The sequence below is a fragment of the Nitrososphaera sp. genome (assembly GCF_013388945.1).
Lineage (GTDB): Archaea > Thermoproteota > Nitrososphaeria > Nitrososphaerales > Nitrososphaeraceae > Nitrososphaera.
This window is the reverse complement of record NZ_JACAEH010000012.1, coordinates 1-14,250: the sequence shown is the minus strand read 5'-3', so window position 1 is coordinate 14,250 and position 14,250 is coordinate 1. Positions and strand designations below refer to the sequence as shown.

Here is a 14,250-nt window from a genome sequence, read left to right as displayed (position 1 = left end):
TCAATCAAGCCTGACAATGGCCGCGACATCCCTTGACGCCGCGTTCTTCAGCTCGTCCCTCACGGCCTTTGAGACATGCTCGGGTGCCGTCAGGCTGGAAAAGTCCATCAGTTTCACACCGTCAAGTATGTGTACCTGCGGCGCCAGGTCCTTGCCAGAGTCCTTGTGGTTCCGCAGGACTTTGTCGACGCTGTCGGCAACTGTGTCCGGCGGCCCGTTGAATATCGCGGCGTTGTCTACTGAAAGCCTGACTCGGCCGTACTTGTCAAGCACCAGGACCGGCTGCCTTTTGGATTTTAAGAACAGCTTCTTCTTGCTGACCTCGCAGGCAAATATGTGGTAGTTCTTCATGTCAAATATGCGCTGCACGCCCTCGTTGACTCCGAAAAGCTCGCATGCAAGCACATGAGCCTCATTGTCGCCAATCTCCACCGCGTTTGCAGTTCCGATGTCAAGTGACACGTTGCCCATCGCAGTGACGCGCAAAAGCGAGCGCTCGCTGACAAACTCTGACTGGATTGTTATCGACTCTGGCAGCGCGCCCCTCTCAAGTGCCAACTTTTTGACCTGCTCTGCAAGCTCGGAAATGTCCTCGGGCCTCGGGTCGTTCACGGTCTTTTCGACCTCCTCGTGGATCATGGCCGCAGCAACGCCGATGGACGATATCACCTCGGCGTGCTCGGCTATCTTGTGCGCAAGCTGCATCTTTTTTGCGACGTGCGGGACAAGCACCGACGCGCCGCCTCCGCCCCCGACAAAAACTATTCTGTCACGCTTTAGCTTGTACTCCTTTACCATCGGCTCGACTATGTCAAGCACCTTCTTTGCAGAAATGTCAAGGATAATACTTGCCGCCTGCTCCATCGTGGTGCCTAGCCTGGCTGCAAGTATGGAAAGCGCTAATCTGGCAGATTCCTGGTTTGCATAGGCATAGTCTCCTTCAGGTACGGCGCCAAGCGCGTTTGCCGCACACGTGTTTGTTATTGCAAAGCGTTTGCCCCCTGCCTCTATTGCAACATAGTCTATAGGGTCGCCCTCCCTGGGGCTGAAGGTTATCACCTGCCCTCCCTCGAGCTCTTCTGGCCTGGCAAAGCAGGAATAAGGAAGCCCTGCAATGTGCGCCGATCTCGGGCCCACGTCCGTTATCTTGCGGCCTGACCACCTGACAAGCGAGCCTCCCGCGACGCCTGCGACCCTGACGTCAAGCGACCTGATGCAGGTGGGGTGCTGCATTATCGTGACGTAGCGCACCTCCGGCCTGCCGTCCTTTATGACGCAGACGTTGGTCGAAGTCCCTCCGACTTCAATGAACACGCCGTCGATTACGCGCAGGTGCAAGAGCGCGCCGGCGACACTTGCCGCCGGCCCTGATAGAACTGTGATTATCGGCTTGCTCCGAAAAGTGTTCATGCTTGTGACGCCGCCGTCGCCTTTCATGATGAGCACAGGCGCAGCTATGCCTTCGTTTCGCACTGCAGACTCGACAAACCTCGCAGTGCCGGTCGCCTTGGGAAGGATGCCTGCGTTGATGGCGGCAGTGAGCGTCCTTATCTCAAGCCCGTATATCCCTGTGAGCTCGTGGCCGGCCGTCGCCGGCACGTCGGACTTTTGCATGACGAAAAGCTCGTTTGACGGGTCGTCGACGCCGTACGCTTCGCTCACCACAATCACCTCGGCGCCTTCCTGCTTTAATCCCGATATTGCCTGCTTGACCTGCCCGTCGTCTAGGTACTTTGACGTGTCTAAAAAGCGGTAACTTGTGTGCAGGTACTTGTTTGGCGCAAGCTCGACGTCCTTGACGTTAGTCCTCTTGATCACGTTTGATTTTTCAAGGCCGACGCCCATGCCTATGATTCCGACCCGCGCCGTGTCGCCTTCAAGCAGCGCGTTGACCGCCTGGGTGGTGCTGTGCGATATCAGCTCTATCTCGGAATTCTGGATAGAGTGTTTTTGCATCAGCGTCTTTAGCGCCTGAACTATGCCTGTTGATACTCCTTCTGCCGACGAGTGGGTCGTGGGAACGGTCACTTTGCCTATTATGGAGCCCCTTGCCATGTCTATGGCGACTGCCTTGGTGAACGTGCCCCCTACGTCGATGCCAACGCGTATCCTTCTTGCCTGCATAAATGTTAGGCAAGCCTAACAGTCCTGAAATGTAATTTAAACCCTGTGTGAGTACACTGGTAATTCTTGAGCGGATTTTCGGTTTCCAAGCAGGCTGTTAATTTCGGGGGATGGAGTGGTAACTTGGGAGGATGGAAGTCCAATAACTTTATCAGAATAGAGTCTATCTACTGCACAATTGAGAACGCCGCAGTGGGTTAAGAAACTAGGGGGCCATGCCGGTGAGTTGTATGTTGCTGCAGAATTATCGAAGAGAGGTATTCCAAATGCGCTCTTGCCAGAGAACTTCTCTGGTGACGATCTTATAATTGGCGGAAGAAATGGGAAAGCATTAGGTTACGTGCAGGTTAAATCCTGCCATCCTGATAGAGCTGATACTTTTCTACTAAAGGAAGAACATGAAAAATGGGTATCCGCTAAGGACAATGAATTTGTCGTGTTTGTATGGCTTGGTTCTGCTAAAAAGAATGAGAGTCCTGTCTATTGGATCGCACGAAGAAAAGATGTCGGATACGCTTGTGTCAACCTCAGACCTTCCAACAAAAATATCAAAGAACGCAGATTTGCTCCTGATGAAGAAAGCGGTCTGAACAGAAAATGGAAGTACCCTACCAGACTAGAAAAAAAGTGGCGGAACGATTGGGCTATTTTTAGGAGCTATATGCCTTGATACTTAGCTCTGCATCCTGATCCAACAGCTGTCTTTCCCGTTTGCCAACCACGCAAACCCATTCGCTCTCAAGATGCCGTTTATCTCCTTCCATTCCTGCCTCTCAAGCCATGCTTTCTGTCTGAACTTGATGCAGCCCTTCTCGTGTGGAAGAGAAGGCTCGGAAAGCCTAGCTTTCTCGGTTAATTATCCATTAGCAGCCTGACAACGCACATCACCCTGTATCCAAAAAATTGCACCATTTTCTTGTGCTTAAAATGGTGCATGGTGCACCATTTCCGCTGGAAAAATATTGTATCATTTTTTGAGCGTAAAATGCGGCGCTGCGTCATTTTTTCCACTGGAAACGCGCATGAACGTGCCGAAAAGGTAGCTGTGCCCGGAAGTTAATTACCCGTTCATTTGAGAATAACGACATTTCTTTTCTGGTCACAGGAAATACACCCAAAATCTTTAATTCTGACGCCGTTTTCCACCATCAGGTATGCAGCTGACGGTTAACGACTTTTGCGCCAGCGTACTGAAGCTGGACAGGGGCATACGGTTTGTCGGCGTCGCCAACAGGGAAGGCAAGCTGATAGCCCACGCCTACCGAAAAGGTATAGTTCCACTGCTCACGCCGCAGGAGACTGAAGTCTCGGTGCTGCAGTCGTTCATCAGGATGGGCACGCGCGCAACGCTTGAGCAAAAGATCGGCGAGACCGTCTACGCCTTTACGATGTACAGAAAGGTCAAGAGGGTCACGATACCACTGCGCAACTCTTCCAAGATAACGCACATCTTTATGGTCTCTTTCGACCTTGACGTAGACCACGAGCCGATAATCATCAACAAGATAATCCCTGAACTCGAAAACCTGGTCCTCTAGTCTTCGTTCTTGTCAAGATGCTCATGCTGCACGTGCATCGCAAGCATCTCGTCGCTGTCAAACTGCTCGCCGCAAAACTGGCAGACGCCCTGCTTCTTTGATTCCATCGGGCAGCGTCTACACTAGGCCGCCATAGTATAAAAGGGCTGTCAGTCAGAGCGCGCCTTGAGCCACTGGCCGACTTTTGGCAGAACGTTGTTTTGCGAATACGAGCTTGCAATGAGCCCGACGTGGCCCGTGTGGAACCTCATCAGGCGCTTGTCCTGGCTTGATACCATGTCGTTGAGCGGCGTGCTGCAGTCAGGCGACACGAGGTGGTCCTCGTCTGCGACGAGGTTGAGCAGGGGCACCGTTATCTTTGACAGGTCGACTACAAGGTCGCCCAGCATGAACTCGTTCTTGGCAAGCAGGTTCTTCTGGTAAATGTCTGAAATCCACTGCCTGAATGTCTCGCCTGCAATCTGCGGCGTGTCGTAGAGCCACTTTTCTATGCGCAAAAAGTTGCCCACAAACGACTCGTTGTCGATGTTCTGGACCAGATTGAAATACTTTGCAACTCCCTGCTTGAACGGCTTGAGCGCGGCATAGCACGCATACAGCTGCTCCGGCGGCAGGTTGCCAATCGTGTCGCGCATCTTTACCACGTCCATGTTCTTTGCCATGTTGCCAATGACAGTAGAGTCGCGCTCTGTGTCAATGACCGGCGCAATGACTGCCAGATTGCGCACTTTTTCCTGGTGGAGTGCTGTATACATGATTGACATGCTTGCGCCCATGCAGTAGCCGTGAAGCGTCAGCCTGTCGACCTTGTTCTTTTTCAGGACCGTGTCGACGCAGTCGTCAAGGTAGATATTGACATAGTCGTCAAACGAGACGTACTTGTCAACGCTAGTCGGGTCCTTCCAGTCCACAAGGTAGACGTCAAAGCCCTGCTCAAGCAGGCTCTTTATCCAGCTCTTGTCGGGCTGCAGGTCAAGCACGTAGGACTTGTTTATCAGCGCGTAGACTGTGAGGATAGGAGTCCTTGCGGTCTTGCCCACAAGCGGCCTGTAGTGCAGCAATCTGTATGTCCTGGTCTCCGCTATCACCTCGTGCGGGGTCTGCCCGACCTCGACCTTGCCGGCGGTGTGCAGGACATAGCGCGCCTTTTCCAGCTTGCGGTAGTTCTCTTCGAGGTCGCGCGCAAGGTCGTTTGCAGGCTTGTCCTTCTTTTCAGCCGGAGCGGCAGGCTGCTCTGCTTTTTCAGGCTTAAACTCTTGCTGCGTCATCCTTCGAAGCCTCCATGCCCTTTTTCAGATCCCTTACCGCCCTCTTCAGCTCGTGCACGTCCTTCAGTATCTCGTCGACCTCGCTTCTGGTCGGCAGGTTCAGCGCCTTGAAGTTCTTCTCGGTGATTGCCTGCATCGCCTTTGACATGTCCATCTGGCTGCTGAACACCTTGCCGTAGACTGACGAAAACTCGGGCGACGCAAACAGGCCGGTGAACGCGTCTTCAAAAGACTCTATCACTGCCTTGCGGTAGTTGTCAAAGTCTTCCTTTGTCGCAAACTGCTTTGGAGATTTTTCAGCCGTGTCCTTTGCGGCCTTGGCGTAGGCAGTGCTTACAAGCCCCCAGTATGCGTCAAGGTGGCCCTTCATCTCTGCCATTATCTTGCCCAGTCTTGCAAACTCGTCGGCGTAAGAAGCGAAATCCTTGGAAAAGGCGTACATAGGACCTATCGTGGGGAGTTTCAGGACTTCTGTCCATACATCAAACATCTTGGTTGCCTGATCCGGCGTCATGCCGGCAGGCGCGTTGTTATCGGTCTTTTCTTGCATAGCTAGATACCTTCTATTATTGACTAACCTAGAACTCCACTGCCAAACTATTATAGTTTCTCTATAGAGAAAACGCATAATACCATAGATTGTTATGTAAATTTTATACTATAAGCTGTAAAAACCGTACCTTCCACAATTGCAGAATTGCAGACGTGTCAGCCGGGGTGACGGCGTAGGATAAAACATGCGCGGCGGATCTAAAAAAACATTTTATAAAGGAATTGCCCCGACGGTTCATGCCAGCGTTGGCTGCGGGCTCGTAGCTCAGCATGGATAGAGCGCCTGCCTTCTAAATTCTGTTGAAGACAGCCGGAAGTCGTGGGATCGAAGCCCACCGGGCCCGCTTACTCCACTTATCGAGTCCCCGTATTAAAAGCACAGAAAACACGAAATTAGCGGAGGGAATACGAGGAAACAAAAGTTACAAGAAGAAAAGAAGCAAGGATCTTTTGAAGGACGATGATGTTAGACGATGGTACGAAAACCTGTGCAGAAGCAGCAAGCTGAACGCTGATGTATATTTGAGAAGATTGAGGCTGTTTTGTGAGCAAAGACGCACGACGCCAAAGAAGCTCGTCGCCATCGGAACAGCTAACGCAAAACAGGTCGAAGACATGCTGCATGACCACGTCCAGCAGCTTGAAACACAAGGGTATGCGCCATCGTATATCAAGGGTGTTCTAAAAGCAGTCAAGTCATGGCTTTCGTACAACTATGTCGAGCTGAAGCGAAAAATCAAGGTGGCAAATGCAGACATGGCAGTCACCTTGCAGGACGAAAGGGTGCCCACAAGGGAAGAGCTGAAAGCCATACTGAATCATGCTTCGATAAGAGCAAGGACAAGCGCAGGCTTGATTGCATTTGCAGGGTTGAGGCCGCAGGTTCTGGGAAGTGCGTCTGCTTCCGACGGGCTGACTCTTGGAGATATTCCAGACTTGAAGATAGTCGACGGAAAAGCTGTGTTTCAGACTGTGCCGGCGATGGTAATCGTAAGGTCATCTCTGAGCAAGGCAAGGCACAGGTACTTTACGTTCCTTACAAGCGAAGGATGTGAATATCTGGCTGCATACCTTGACAAGAGAATTGCAGCAGGCGAAGCCATCAACGAAAGTTCGGCTGTGATAACTGTAAGCCAGGGGTATCTGATGAAGGGAAAGAACAAGGATGCTGGAAAGAAATTCGTTACAACGCCGGCAATCACAAAAGAGATCAGAGAAGCTATGTTGGCGGTAATCAAGGCCAGACCTTACGTTCTGAGGGCGTACTTTGACACCCAGCTGCTTTTGGCAGAGAGCCAGGGCAAGATTGCACACGCGTACAGACAGTTCTTCATGGGGCACAAGGGGGACATCGAGGCAAGGTACACGACAAACAAGGGAAGATTATCTGACGAGCTGTTGACAGACATGAGAAGAGCCTTCAGGGAATCAGAACCGTTTTTGAGCACGGCCGCAGAGGTCCAAGAACAGGACAGAAAACAGCTGCTGCTAGAAATGTGGAGGGAGCAGGCCAAGCTGTACGGTATAGACCCGATGAAGATAAAGATAGAAAAGCAAAGGGTGACAGAAAGAACCACAGACGAAAACAAGCCACTTGGCATCGAAGATGAAATGTCTGCGATAAAAGACGCGATTGCAAGGGCAAGGGAATCAGTTGACGAAAAGTACGAGAGCAGACTGGTGGCAGGCGAAGAAGAGCTTGTCGCCTGTGTCCAAAGTGGATGGGATATAGTGAAAGAGCTGAGGAGCGGCAAAGTTCTTGTCAGGAAGAAGGTCTGCTGTCATCATCAGCTAGCAGTTTAAGTAACGTCTCTACAACCCCTTCCTTCTTTTTGTAGGCATCTTCGGATATTGCTGACAAAAACACGTTAACGATTTTCAGATAAGGCTCGACAGCACTGCTCACAATAGCGTCAACAAATTCATGTCTTAACGTCTGCAGCGCTTCATCGACCTCTAATGAATAGATGAATATGTTATCGCCAACAACTTCGCCATCCTTCTTGGAGTCTGCCTTTGGCAGCCAGACGACTCTAAAGTCAGCCTTTATTCCTGATCTGGCTTTTAGCCTTTCTAACTCTTTTTGGAGTACTGAAGTGCCGTTGCGTTCCAATCTTGGATTCATTGCCAAATGAGGCGCTGAATTCCTAAAAGCCGTAAATTCCTGGAATGGAAACACTGTCTGAATTTACTACGTAATATTTGATGTGATTTTTTGTGCCTTAAATATCTGGAATGCATCATAATGTAGCGCAAATCAGGACCAGACTACCATCTGTCCGGGATGACAGGACGGAGGGTCTGCAGATACTGGAGAACAAGAGGGCCGCTCCTGAACCAGCGTCTTGGATAGGATTTGTTTGGGAAATACACTGTGGTGCGTGACGCACCAAAGAACATAAATGCAAGGAAAGCGAGCTGGGTAAGACAGTTGCCGAATGTTTGGCTGTCGAGACTGGCCCTCGATTTCCGCCTTAAATATTTACGACGTATGTTATAGTGTAGCATAAACTAAAAAATCAAAACGACCGTTGTTGTCCGTCAGGACACAAAAACCCTGTTGGTACCGTGGTACCAGAAGAATGCGGTGCAGTATAGCACCAACCTACTTTGAAATATCTTTTCTCTATGAAGCAGCGCAGTTTTGCTGCCCCGGGCATCAAAGAACTTAAATACATGATATATAAGTAACGGATTTTCGACTGGCACCAGTGGTGCCACTCCTGCAGGCTGGTACCATCTGGTGCCAAATTTTGATACCAGGGGTATCAAAATAGGGCTGTCAGAAGACAGTATTTGGTACCAGAGCACGGATATGTGATACCACTGGTATCATCTTGAGCGATACAGCCACCAAATTTGGTACCACTGGTACCAACTTTCAGCGGGATGTACAATACCCGCGATGGCACCAAACAAGTTCAAACGGTACCACAAGGTTCAAGGAACAACCAGCCAGCGGTGGAAAATAACGTGAAGAACAACCATCGTCGTCCCGACTTGATACACCTGACAAGGTGACACGTCAGATGTTATCAAACCTGTAACCCGATGGATCACCAAAATGATAGGAAGAAGAATATTTGCCGCCGCAGAGCATTGCTAATGTGCTTTCAGACACTGCTTACAGTTCTGCGGCCAGATGGCAAAGATGCTGCATGTACCTGCAATGCAAAAAATAGTTGCTGTTGGTGCCAACAAAATCTCCCCGCATTATCAATTTTCATGTCCAATTTTCTTTTACCTTATCATACATTTTCTATCTGCTCAACTACGTTGTATGCTAAGATTCTGCCGTTTGTTTACGATTGATATCTGCCGTGACTCTGTGATGCTGCTTCCATATTTTCTATCTGCAGTCTGTCCTTTACATTCTGCATTGTACATCCAATTTTCTATTCGCGTTATTTTTGATGGTACTGTTCCACATGTATTAGCTACTACAAGACATCATAGCTATTTTGGAAGAATCTATTGCTCCTCTTCGTTTCCAGTGGATATCAGCTTCGAGCTCCCGCTGAATGTTTGCCATATTTTTACGTCAAGTTCCGTTGCCACTGCCAACAAATAATCATACTTCAAGAATCCGCTTTATCTGTCTTAGAAATTCATGTTCTTCTTTTACTATCCTGCTCAGCTGCGAGCATAAACTGGATTCCATCTGCAGATATGCATCTTGAAGCTTCAAAAGGTGCATAGCATTTTATTGTGTAAAGCTGCCTGGTGACCGCCTGCCAGAGCAGACCTTCCTCATTTACCGGCTTTGAATCATCCTTCTGTCAGGACTGTTCTTATTTCTTCTTCTATCGATAAAGTACACCACAAACCCTGCCACCGTGGTCATAAATCCAATCATCAGCAAAATCGCCGAGATCGTCAGCGATTGCAGATATGGCTCGCTTGCATCAAACATTGGTGGATGGCCAAAAGCTGCTACAAACTTGACATTCTGCTCATTGCTGTTCTTGATAGTCAGCGTATAGTTTCCAGCCTGCTTGACTGGAAAAGTACCAATAAGTGGCTGGCTCTCGGAGCCTATCCTGGCCTTGAGCACGATGCTACCGTCTGGAGCAGCAACTTGTACTCCAACTTCCTTTCCTTCCTTGAGCACTGCAGCAAACATGCCGACTGTCTCTCCATTTCCAGTACCTGCAAAATATTTGGTCATGGGGAATGTCTGCCCGAGTTCTAGTGATATGCCCGGCTGCTTTGATGCAAACGCATCTGTGTACATGACCAGTAGCAACACAGCTGCAAAAACCATTGCTGTTCCTGCCTTGAGCAGCAGTATACCTCGGCTCATACAGCCGTATGCATCATGACTTTAAAAGGCGCAAAAGTGCCCTTCAATTTTCCTGCCTTTTATGTGCACATGGCCGTTTGGCTTGTGGATGTATTCGTGACGTTACTATCAACATTGGTAATAGTGGTATTATTTTCCTCGTCAGCTGTTGTTAATTCCACTACTACTGCCACCATCATGCAACAACAACAGCAGCCGTCTAGCCTCGATCTGCCGGGCCAATTTATATCGCTTCTATTCAAGCTCTTCAGTGACGGCGTTGCCGGCTCGTTTGCCTATCTTGTAGACAGCCTAGGCGGCGAGCATGGAATATACTTCTTTTTGGTGTACCTGCCTGTAGTACCTGATGCTACTAGCTCTTTCTATCTTGCAAACGGCGTTAGTAGCAACGATACAGTCGGGATTGCAATCCAGAGTGTGTTTGCATCAGTGCAAAACGTCTCGCTGGTGTTCTATGTCCTTGTGCTAACGTTTGCCGGCCTGTCCTATGCATTTGAATCAATCCGCATAATGAAGGAAGGTACCGCTTCCACCATACTTTCTGAAAGCCTGTTGACTCTGGTGCTGATGTTTGTTGCCCTGCCAATATACAACACTGCGGCTTATATGATCAACGTAATTACTGCGCCAGATTCAAGCCTGATTCTGCGGCAGGGCGATATCATGGGCATAATAAAGTCGACATTAAGCCCGCCGGCTGTCAACCCTGCTCAAACGGTACTGAGCTCTATAATGTCTGTCTTTGTCTTTATCCTGGACCTTTTGGCGCTTATCTCGATAGCGGTGTTTGGTGCCATGCGCATATTCTTTGTAGGAGCGCTTGTAGCCATGCTGCCTCTGCTCCTTGTTCTGCGCCTGCTTCCGCTGACCAGAAATCCGGCCAATTCCTTGATTGAAATGCTTGTCGGGTTGATGCTCTCAAGTCTCATGGCTGCCATATTCCTGAGGTTTGGATTTGAAGTGTCTTCCCAGTGGGGCGGCCTGCTTTCCACCTTGGCAGGATTTGGTACCTTGGTGTCAGCTTCACTGATGCCTACCATACTGGCGCCAAGGATTGGAAGCGTATTTTCAAGCACCGCAGGCATGGTGGCAACAGCTACCACTGGCGCTACTGTCGTGGGTTCGTTTGCCGGAGCTGGCGCGCTAGCTTCAGGGATGTCAGTTGTGCAGACTGCAGGTGGTCTTGGCAAGGCATTTGGTCCTTCTTCATCTTACACTGATCCGATCAGCAGCAGAATTGTGGGCTATACAAGTGGGTTACGGATAGTTGCGCCAGCAATGCTGGTAGGAGGGGCAAGGGGAGCCGGCCGTGGATTAGCAGAGGCTGTCAAAGGGATAAGGGTTGGGCCAGACCTGATGCCAGCGGGAATCAAGGTGCAGCCTGCAAACCTGTCTTCAAACTTGCAGAACATAAGAGAAAGGGTGCCTTACAACACAGCTTTGCTGCATTTAGAAGGGAGGACATCCGCACTGGCATTTACGCCAATACGGGGTGAGAGCGCAGAGCATGGATGGAACTTTGTAAACAAGGTCTCAAACATGGAGAATAGACAATTGGCTGCAAAGCTTGCAACTGCTTTTGGTGAGCAGTCTCTAAAGCAGAATCCAAAGCAGACGGCCATGCGCTTTAGAGAAACTGTAAAACAGCTTGAAGCAAATCCCGTTCTTGCAAGCAGAATAGCGCTGCATCTAGAAAAGTTCGAACAAACAGGAGGGCCGCCATCAAAGGAAGCCACTGCAAACTTATTTCATAATAAAAATACGTTCAAACAAAGACTGCAGGAAGAGAATGCGAAATTAAGAGAAAAGAAGCGTGCCAGCGAGAGAACCTTACGATTCACAGATACACCGGTGTCGCTATCAAGCCTGTTCCCCGATGATAAGTAGCGTATTTGCTAACTTGACTCGCCAGCTTAGCTTTCAGGCCATCTATCAGCCGCTATGTTCTTGAACAGAACGACACCTTCGCCGCCGTGAAGCTCCCTGTCAATCATCTTCATCTCTTCCTTTATCCTTCTGCACCTCTGCCTGTTCTTGGCTTTCTTTGCTTCAAAATACTCATCATAGAGGTCATCAATTTTGTTGTACAGAATGAATGCCTCCTTTTTGTACGCAAGCCATTCTTGCTTTGTCATTCTGTCCATCCTCTCTCCACCCTGCCACAGATGCTCGTCTGGATGTTTTCTCCATCCCAGCAGCTTGTTCCATTGGAGCGTACCTGTAGCGACATCTACCATAACTTCAGAATTAGTATCCCGACTTGGAAGAGCAGCGACAGATTCAGAGCTTTGGTACACTCTTTCTGTACCTGTCGCAGCCCCTTTTTCGATGGATGCCAAGGAGCCATCCAGCCCATAGCGATAAACATCTCTATCAGAGATGGCTGCTTCGATGAGGTCCAGCCAGCTGGATGTTGCGTCCTTGTCTTTTATCCAATATTTGTCCTTTAGTATCTTTATGCTATCGTGGTCGGGGTAAGAAATTATCAACTGATCCTTCTTTACAGGAGTGACACTTTGAATTACGTGCAAGGCAATCATTCTGACAAGGCCGTGCTTGTCAGATTCAAATGCAATTCTTTTGTTGGTCAGGGTTAACGTTCCTGCGCTGTGGACTTTCCTGCCTGATTCACTACTACTTTCCAGCACTGCTCTGCTTTGGGCTATTTGTTCTTCATCTGCATCTAAAATGATCATTATCGTTTTCCCTCCCTTTTTGTATCCTCTTCGCTCCACTTCCATCATTACGGCTGCGAACGCATTTTGAAATAGTCTCTCACAACCTTATCCACTATGAAATACCTGCCGCCTTCCTTGCGCACAAGGTCGTACTCGATAAGCTTTGTAAGCAGCCTTGGCAGGTGCGTCAGCCGAATGTCTGCATCTTTTGCAAGCTCAGAAATTGTCTTTTCTCCAGCCGCAAGCGATTCAAGCACGCGCCTGTAGTTGGTGCTCTTGTAGTTCGGAAGATCTTCGGTCACAATGTAGTTAACGTACAGGTAGAGCGCGCCAGTAGTGCTGGTCAAAATGCGTTGATAGGTCTCTTTGACGGACTCTCCTTCCGTCTGTGCCTCTGCAAGCATTACAAGGTAGAACGGGTGGCCATCAACGAGTGAATAGGCGTCTTCGCAGTCTTGCGCAGTGGCACGAGGGTTTGACTTTGAGAAAAGATCTATTGCATATTCCTTTGCAAGAGGCTTTACCTCGATGATGGCAAAGTGACCAAAGAGGGGGCTGCCACCTTCGCCGAGGATGTTGCGCAGATAGTGAATTCTAGAACCGCTCACTATGAAGGAGACGTTCTTCCTCCGCTCAAGGACTGCGCGCAGAAAGTCAAGGATGTTTTCAAGGCCATCGTACTTGCTGTACTCTGTCACGTGCTGGAACTCGTCTATCATTATCACGACTCTCTTTTTGGAAGCTTCGGAGATGCGGTTTGCATATTCGAAAAAGTTGTCAAGGGCACGGTCGTACTTGCTGTCCCTATCTTTTATGTAGGGGTCTATCTCTATCGCGGGCTGCCCCGTGCTGTCCAGCTTCGCCAGGAACCTGGCACGCAGACGCCTTATCTCTGCAAGCTGCCCAAGCGAGCTTGTTATCTTGGACAGGAGTTGCGATGCTTTTGGCAGGCCCCTTGCATATGCCCTTGTCAGTTCTTCTGTCAGCACTTCGGCCAGCTCCACAGGTGAATAACGGTACTCCCCAAGGTCGACGTATACCGGGATGCAGCCTGCGGCATGGTTTTCTTTTTCAAGCTCGCGCTTGACCTTTTGCAATATGGTGGACTTGCCTATCCTTCTGTGGCCTATGAGGGCAAAGTTTGCGTTTGCCTTCTTGTCAGTCATGGCTTTTAGAATCCTTCCTACTTCGCTCTCCCGGTCGATTACGTCTTCAGGCGGCTTGCCGATCATCATGTATGTTATCTAGCATATATGTAGGCTGACATATATGTTTATTGACATAACGTTCTTTCAATCTCCGCTGCTTGGAGATTCACGTTTTAACGATGTTCCAGACGGCGCGGATACATTCAACTGGTACAAGCCTTTCAATCTCCGCTGCTTGGAGATTCACGTTTTAACAGTTTCCGCGCTGTCGCTGCACCGCCGCGCTTGGCCTCCTTTCAATCTCCGCTGCTTGGAGATTCACGTTTTAACAGACTTGAACGAGAAATCTACCCATTCTGTTATAGTCTTCTTTCAATCTCCGCTGCTTGGAGATTCACGTTTTAACTTGAGCTGTCTTACGCTTAGAAATCTTTACATCGTCATCTTTCAATCTCCGCTGCTTGGAGATTCACGTTTTAACGTTTAATTTCGTCTGCGATAACGGGCCTGTGATTTATGCACTTTCAATCTCCGCTGCTTGGAGATTCACGTTTTAACGCCCAGGTCCTTTGTCGAGTAAAAGCAAGGGTATTCAACACTTTCAATCTCCGCTGCTTGGAGATTCACGTTTTAACCAAG

The 14,250-nt window shown here is 49.3% G+C and carries 11 protein-coding genes and 1 CRISPR repeat array; of the genes, 4 read left to right on the top strand and 7 right to left on the bottom strand.

The window, feature by feature from the left end; translation table 11 throughout:
• Positions 1–2,124: a hydantoinase/oxoprolinase family protein gene (locus HXY31_RS06605; RefSeq protein WP_292641116.1), complete on the bottom strand. Its 2,124-nt coding sequence runs from the start codon at positions 2,122–2,124 to the stop codon at positions 1–3.
• Between the two features lie 178 nt (positions 2,125–2,302).
• Here HXY31_RS06605 and HXY31_RS06600 point away from each other — a divergent pair, with 178 nt between their 5' ends.
• Both HXY31_RS06600 and HXY31_RS06595 read left to right on the top strand, forming a co-directional pair.
• The gene (locus HXY31_RS06600) at positions 2,303–2,794 is read left to right on the top strand and encodes a hypothetical protein (protein ID WP_292641114.1); all 492 of its coding nucleotides are present in this window, start codon (positions 2,303–2,305) and stop codon (positions 2,792–2,794) included.
• A gap of 484 nt (positions 2,795–3,278) precedes the next feature.
• On the top strand, positions 3,279–3,662 hold the full coding sequence (locus HXY31_RS06595) for a hypothetical protein (protein ID WP_292641111.1): 384 nt from the start codon (positions 3,279–3,281) through the stop codon (positions 3,660–3,662).
• 149 nt (positions 3,663–3,811) lie between these two features.
• Here HXY31_RS06595 and phaC read toward each other — a convergent pair whose 3' ends face one another.
• A complete protein-coding gene (gene phaC, locus HXY31_RS06590; RefSeq protein ID WP_292641109.1) occupies positions 3,812–4,930 on the bottom strand; it encodes a class III poly(R)-hydroxyalkanoic acid synthase subunit PhaC in 1,119 nt (372 codons plus the stop codon).
• Positions 4,911–5,480: a poly(R)-hydroxyalkanoic acid synthase subunit PhaE gene (locus HXY31_RS06585; protein ID WP_292641107.1), complete on the bottom strand. Its 570-nt coding sequence runs from the start codon at positions 5,478–5,480 to the stop codon at positions 4,911–4,913. The genes phaC and HXY31_RS06585 overlap by 20 nt, the downstream gene beginning before the upstream one ends.
• A gap of 533 nt (positions 5,481–6,013) precedes the next feature.
• Between HXY31_RS06585 and HXY31_RS06580 the strand changes: the two genes are divergently transcribed.
• Positions 6,014–7,285 (top strand): hypothetical protein, encoded by a 1,272-nt coding sequence (locus tag HXY31_RS06580; RefSeq protein ID WP_292641105.1) that lies wholly within the window; start codon positions 6,014–6,016, stop codon positions 7,283–7,285.
• Here the strand turns inward: HXY31_RS06580 and HXY31_RS06575 are convergent.
• Together HXY31_RS06575 and HXY31_RS06570 are read right to left on the bottom strand one after the other, a co-directional pair.
• Complete coding sequence (locus HXY31_RS06575) at positions 7,245–7,607, bottom strand: hypothetical protein (protein WP_292641103.1); 363 nt, start codon at positions 7,605–7,607, stop codon at positions 7,245–7,247. The genes HXY31_RS06580 and HXY31_RS06575 overlap by 41 nt on opposite strands.
• A 1,629-nt stretch (positions 7,608–9,236) precedes the next feature.
• Complete coding sequence (locus HXY31_RS06570; protein WP_292641100.1) at positions 9,237–9,746, bottom strand: hypothetical protein; 510 nt, start codon at positions 9,744–9,746, stop codon at positions 9,237–9,239.
• A gap of 54 nt (positions 9,747–9,800) precedes the next feature.
• On the opposite strand from HXY31_RS06570, the gene HXY31_RS06565 reads away from it, so the two are divergent.
• A complete protein-coding gene (locus tag HXY31_RS06565; protein WP_292641097.1) occupies positions 9,801–11,672 on the top strand; it encodes a hypothetical protein in 1,872 nt (623 codons plus the stop codon).
• 26 nt (positions 11,673–11,698) lie between these two features.
• Here the strand turns inward: HXY31_RS06565 and HXY31_RS06560 are convergent, their stop codons facing one another.
• Together HXY31_RS06560 and HXY31_RS06555 are read right to left on the bottom strand one after the other, a co-directional pair.
• Positions 11,699–12,526 (bottom strand): hypothetical protein, encoded by an 828-nt coding sequence (locus HXY31_RS06560; protein ID WP_292641095.1) that lies wholly within the window; start codon positions 12,524–12,526, stop codon positions 11,699–11,701.
• Between the two features lie 2 nt (positions 12,527–12,528).
• Entirely contained in the window at positions 12,529–13,698 is a 1,170-nt protein-coding gene (locus tag HXY31_RS06555) for an ATP-binding protein (protein WP_292641092.1), read from the bottom strand.
• 54 nt (positions 13,699–13,752) lie between these two features.
• Positions 13,753–14,246: direct repeats of the CRISPR family, unit length 37 nt; unit sequence CTTTCAATCTCCGCTGCTTGGAGATTCACGTTTTAAC.
• Positions 14,247–14,250 lie beyond the last annotated feature (4 nt).

What these genes read in the sequence shown, in the direction of transcription:
- HXY31_RS06605 (WP_292641116.1), bottom strand. Translation starts at nt 2,124, where the DNA reads ATGCAGGCAAGAAGGATACGCGTTGGCATCGACGTAGGGGGCACGTTC.
- HXY31_RS06595 (WP_292641111.1), top strand. Translation starts at nt 3,279, where the DNA reads ATGCAGCTGACGGTTAACGACTTTTGCGCCAGCGTACTGAAGCTGGAC.
- phaC (WP_292641109.1), bottom strand. Translation starts at nt 4,930, where the DNA reads ATGACGCAGCAAGAGTTTAAGCCTGAAAAAGCAGAGCAGCCTGCCGCT.
- HXY31_RS06585 (WP_292641107.1), bottom strand. Translation starts at nt 5,480, where the DNA reads ATGCAAGAAAAGACCGATAACAACGCGCCTGCCGGCATGACGCCGGAT.
- HXY31_RS06575 (WP_292641103.1), bottom strand. Translation starts at nt 7,607, where the DNA reads ATGAATCCAAGATTGGAACGCAACGGCACTTCAGTACTCCAAAAAGAG.
- HXY31_RS06570 (WP_292641100.1), bottom strand. Translation starts at nt 9,746, where the DNA reads ATGGTTTTTGCAGCTGTGTTGCTACTGGTCATGTACACAGATGCGTTT.
- HXY31_RS06565 (WP_292641097.1), top strand. Translation starts at nt 9,801, where the DNA reads ATGACTTTAAAAGGCGCAAAAGTGCCCTTCAATTTTCCTGCCTTTTAT.
- HXY31_RS06560 (WP_292641095.1), bottom strand. Translation starts at nt 12,526, where the DNA reads ATGGAAGTGGAGCGAAGAGGATACAAAAAGGGAGGGAAAACGATAATG.
- HXY31_RS06555 (WP_292641092.1), bottom strand. Translation starts at nt 13,698, where the DNA reads ATGATGATCGGCAAGCCGCCTGAAGACGTAATCGACCGGGAGAGCGAA.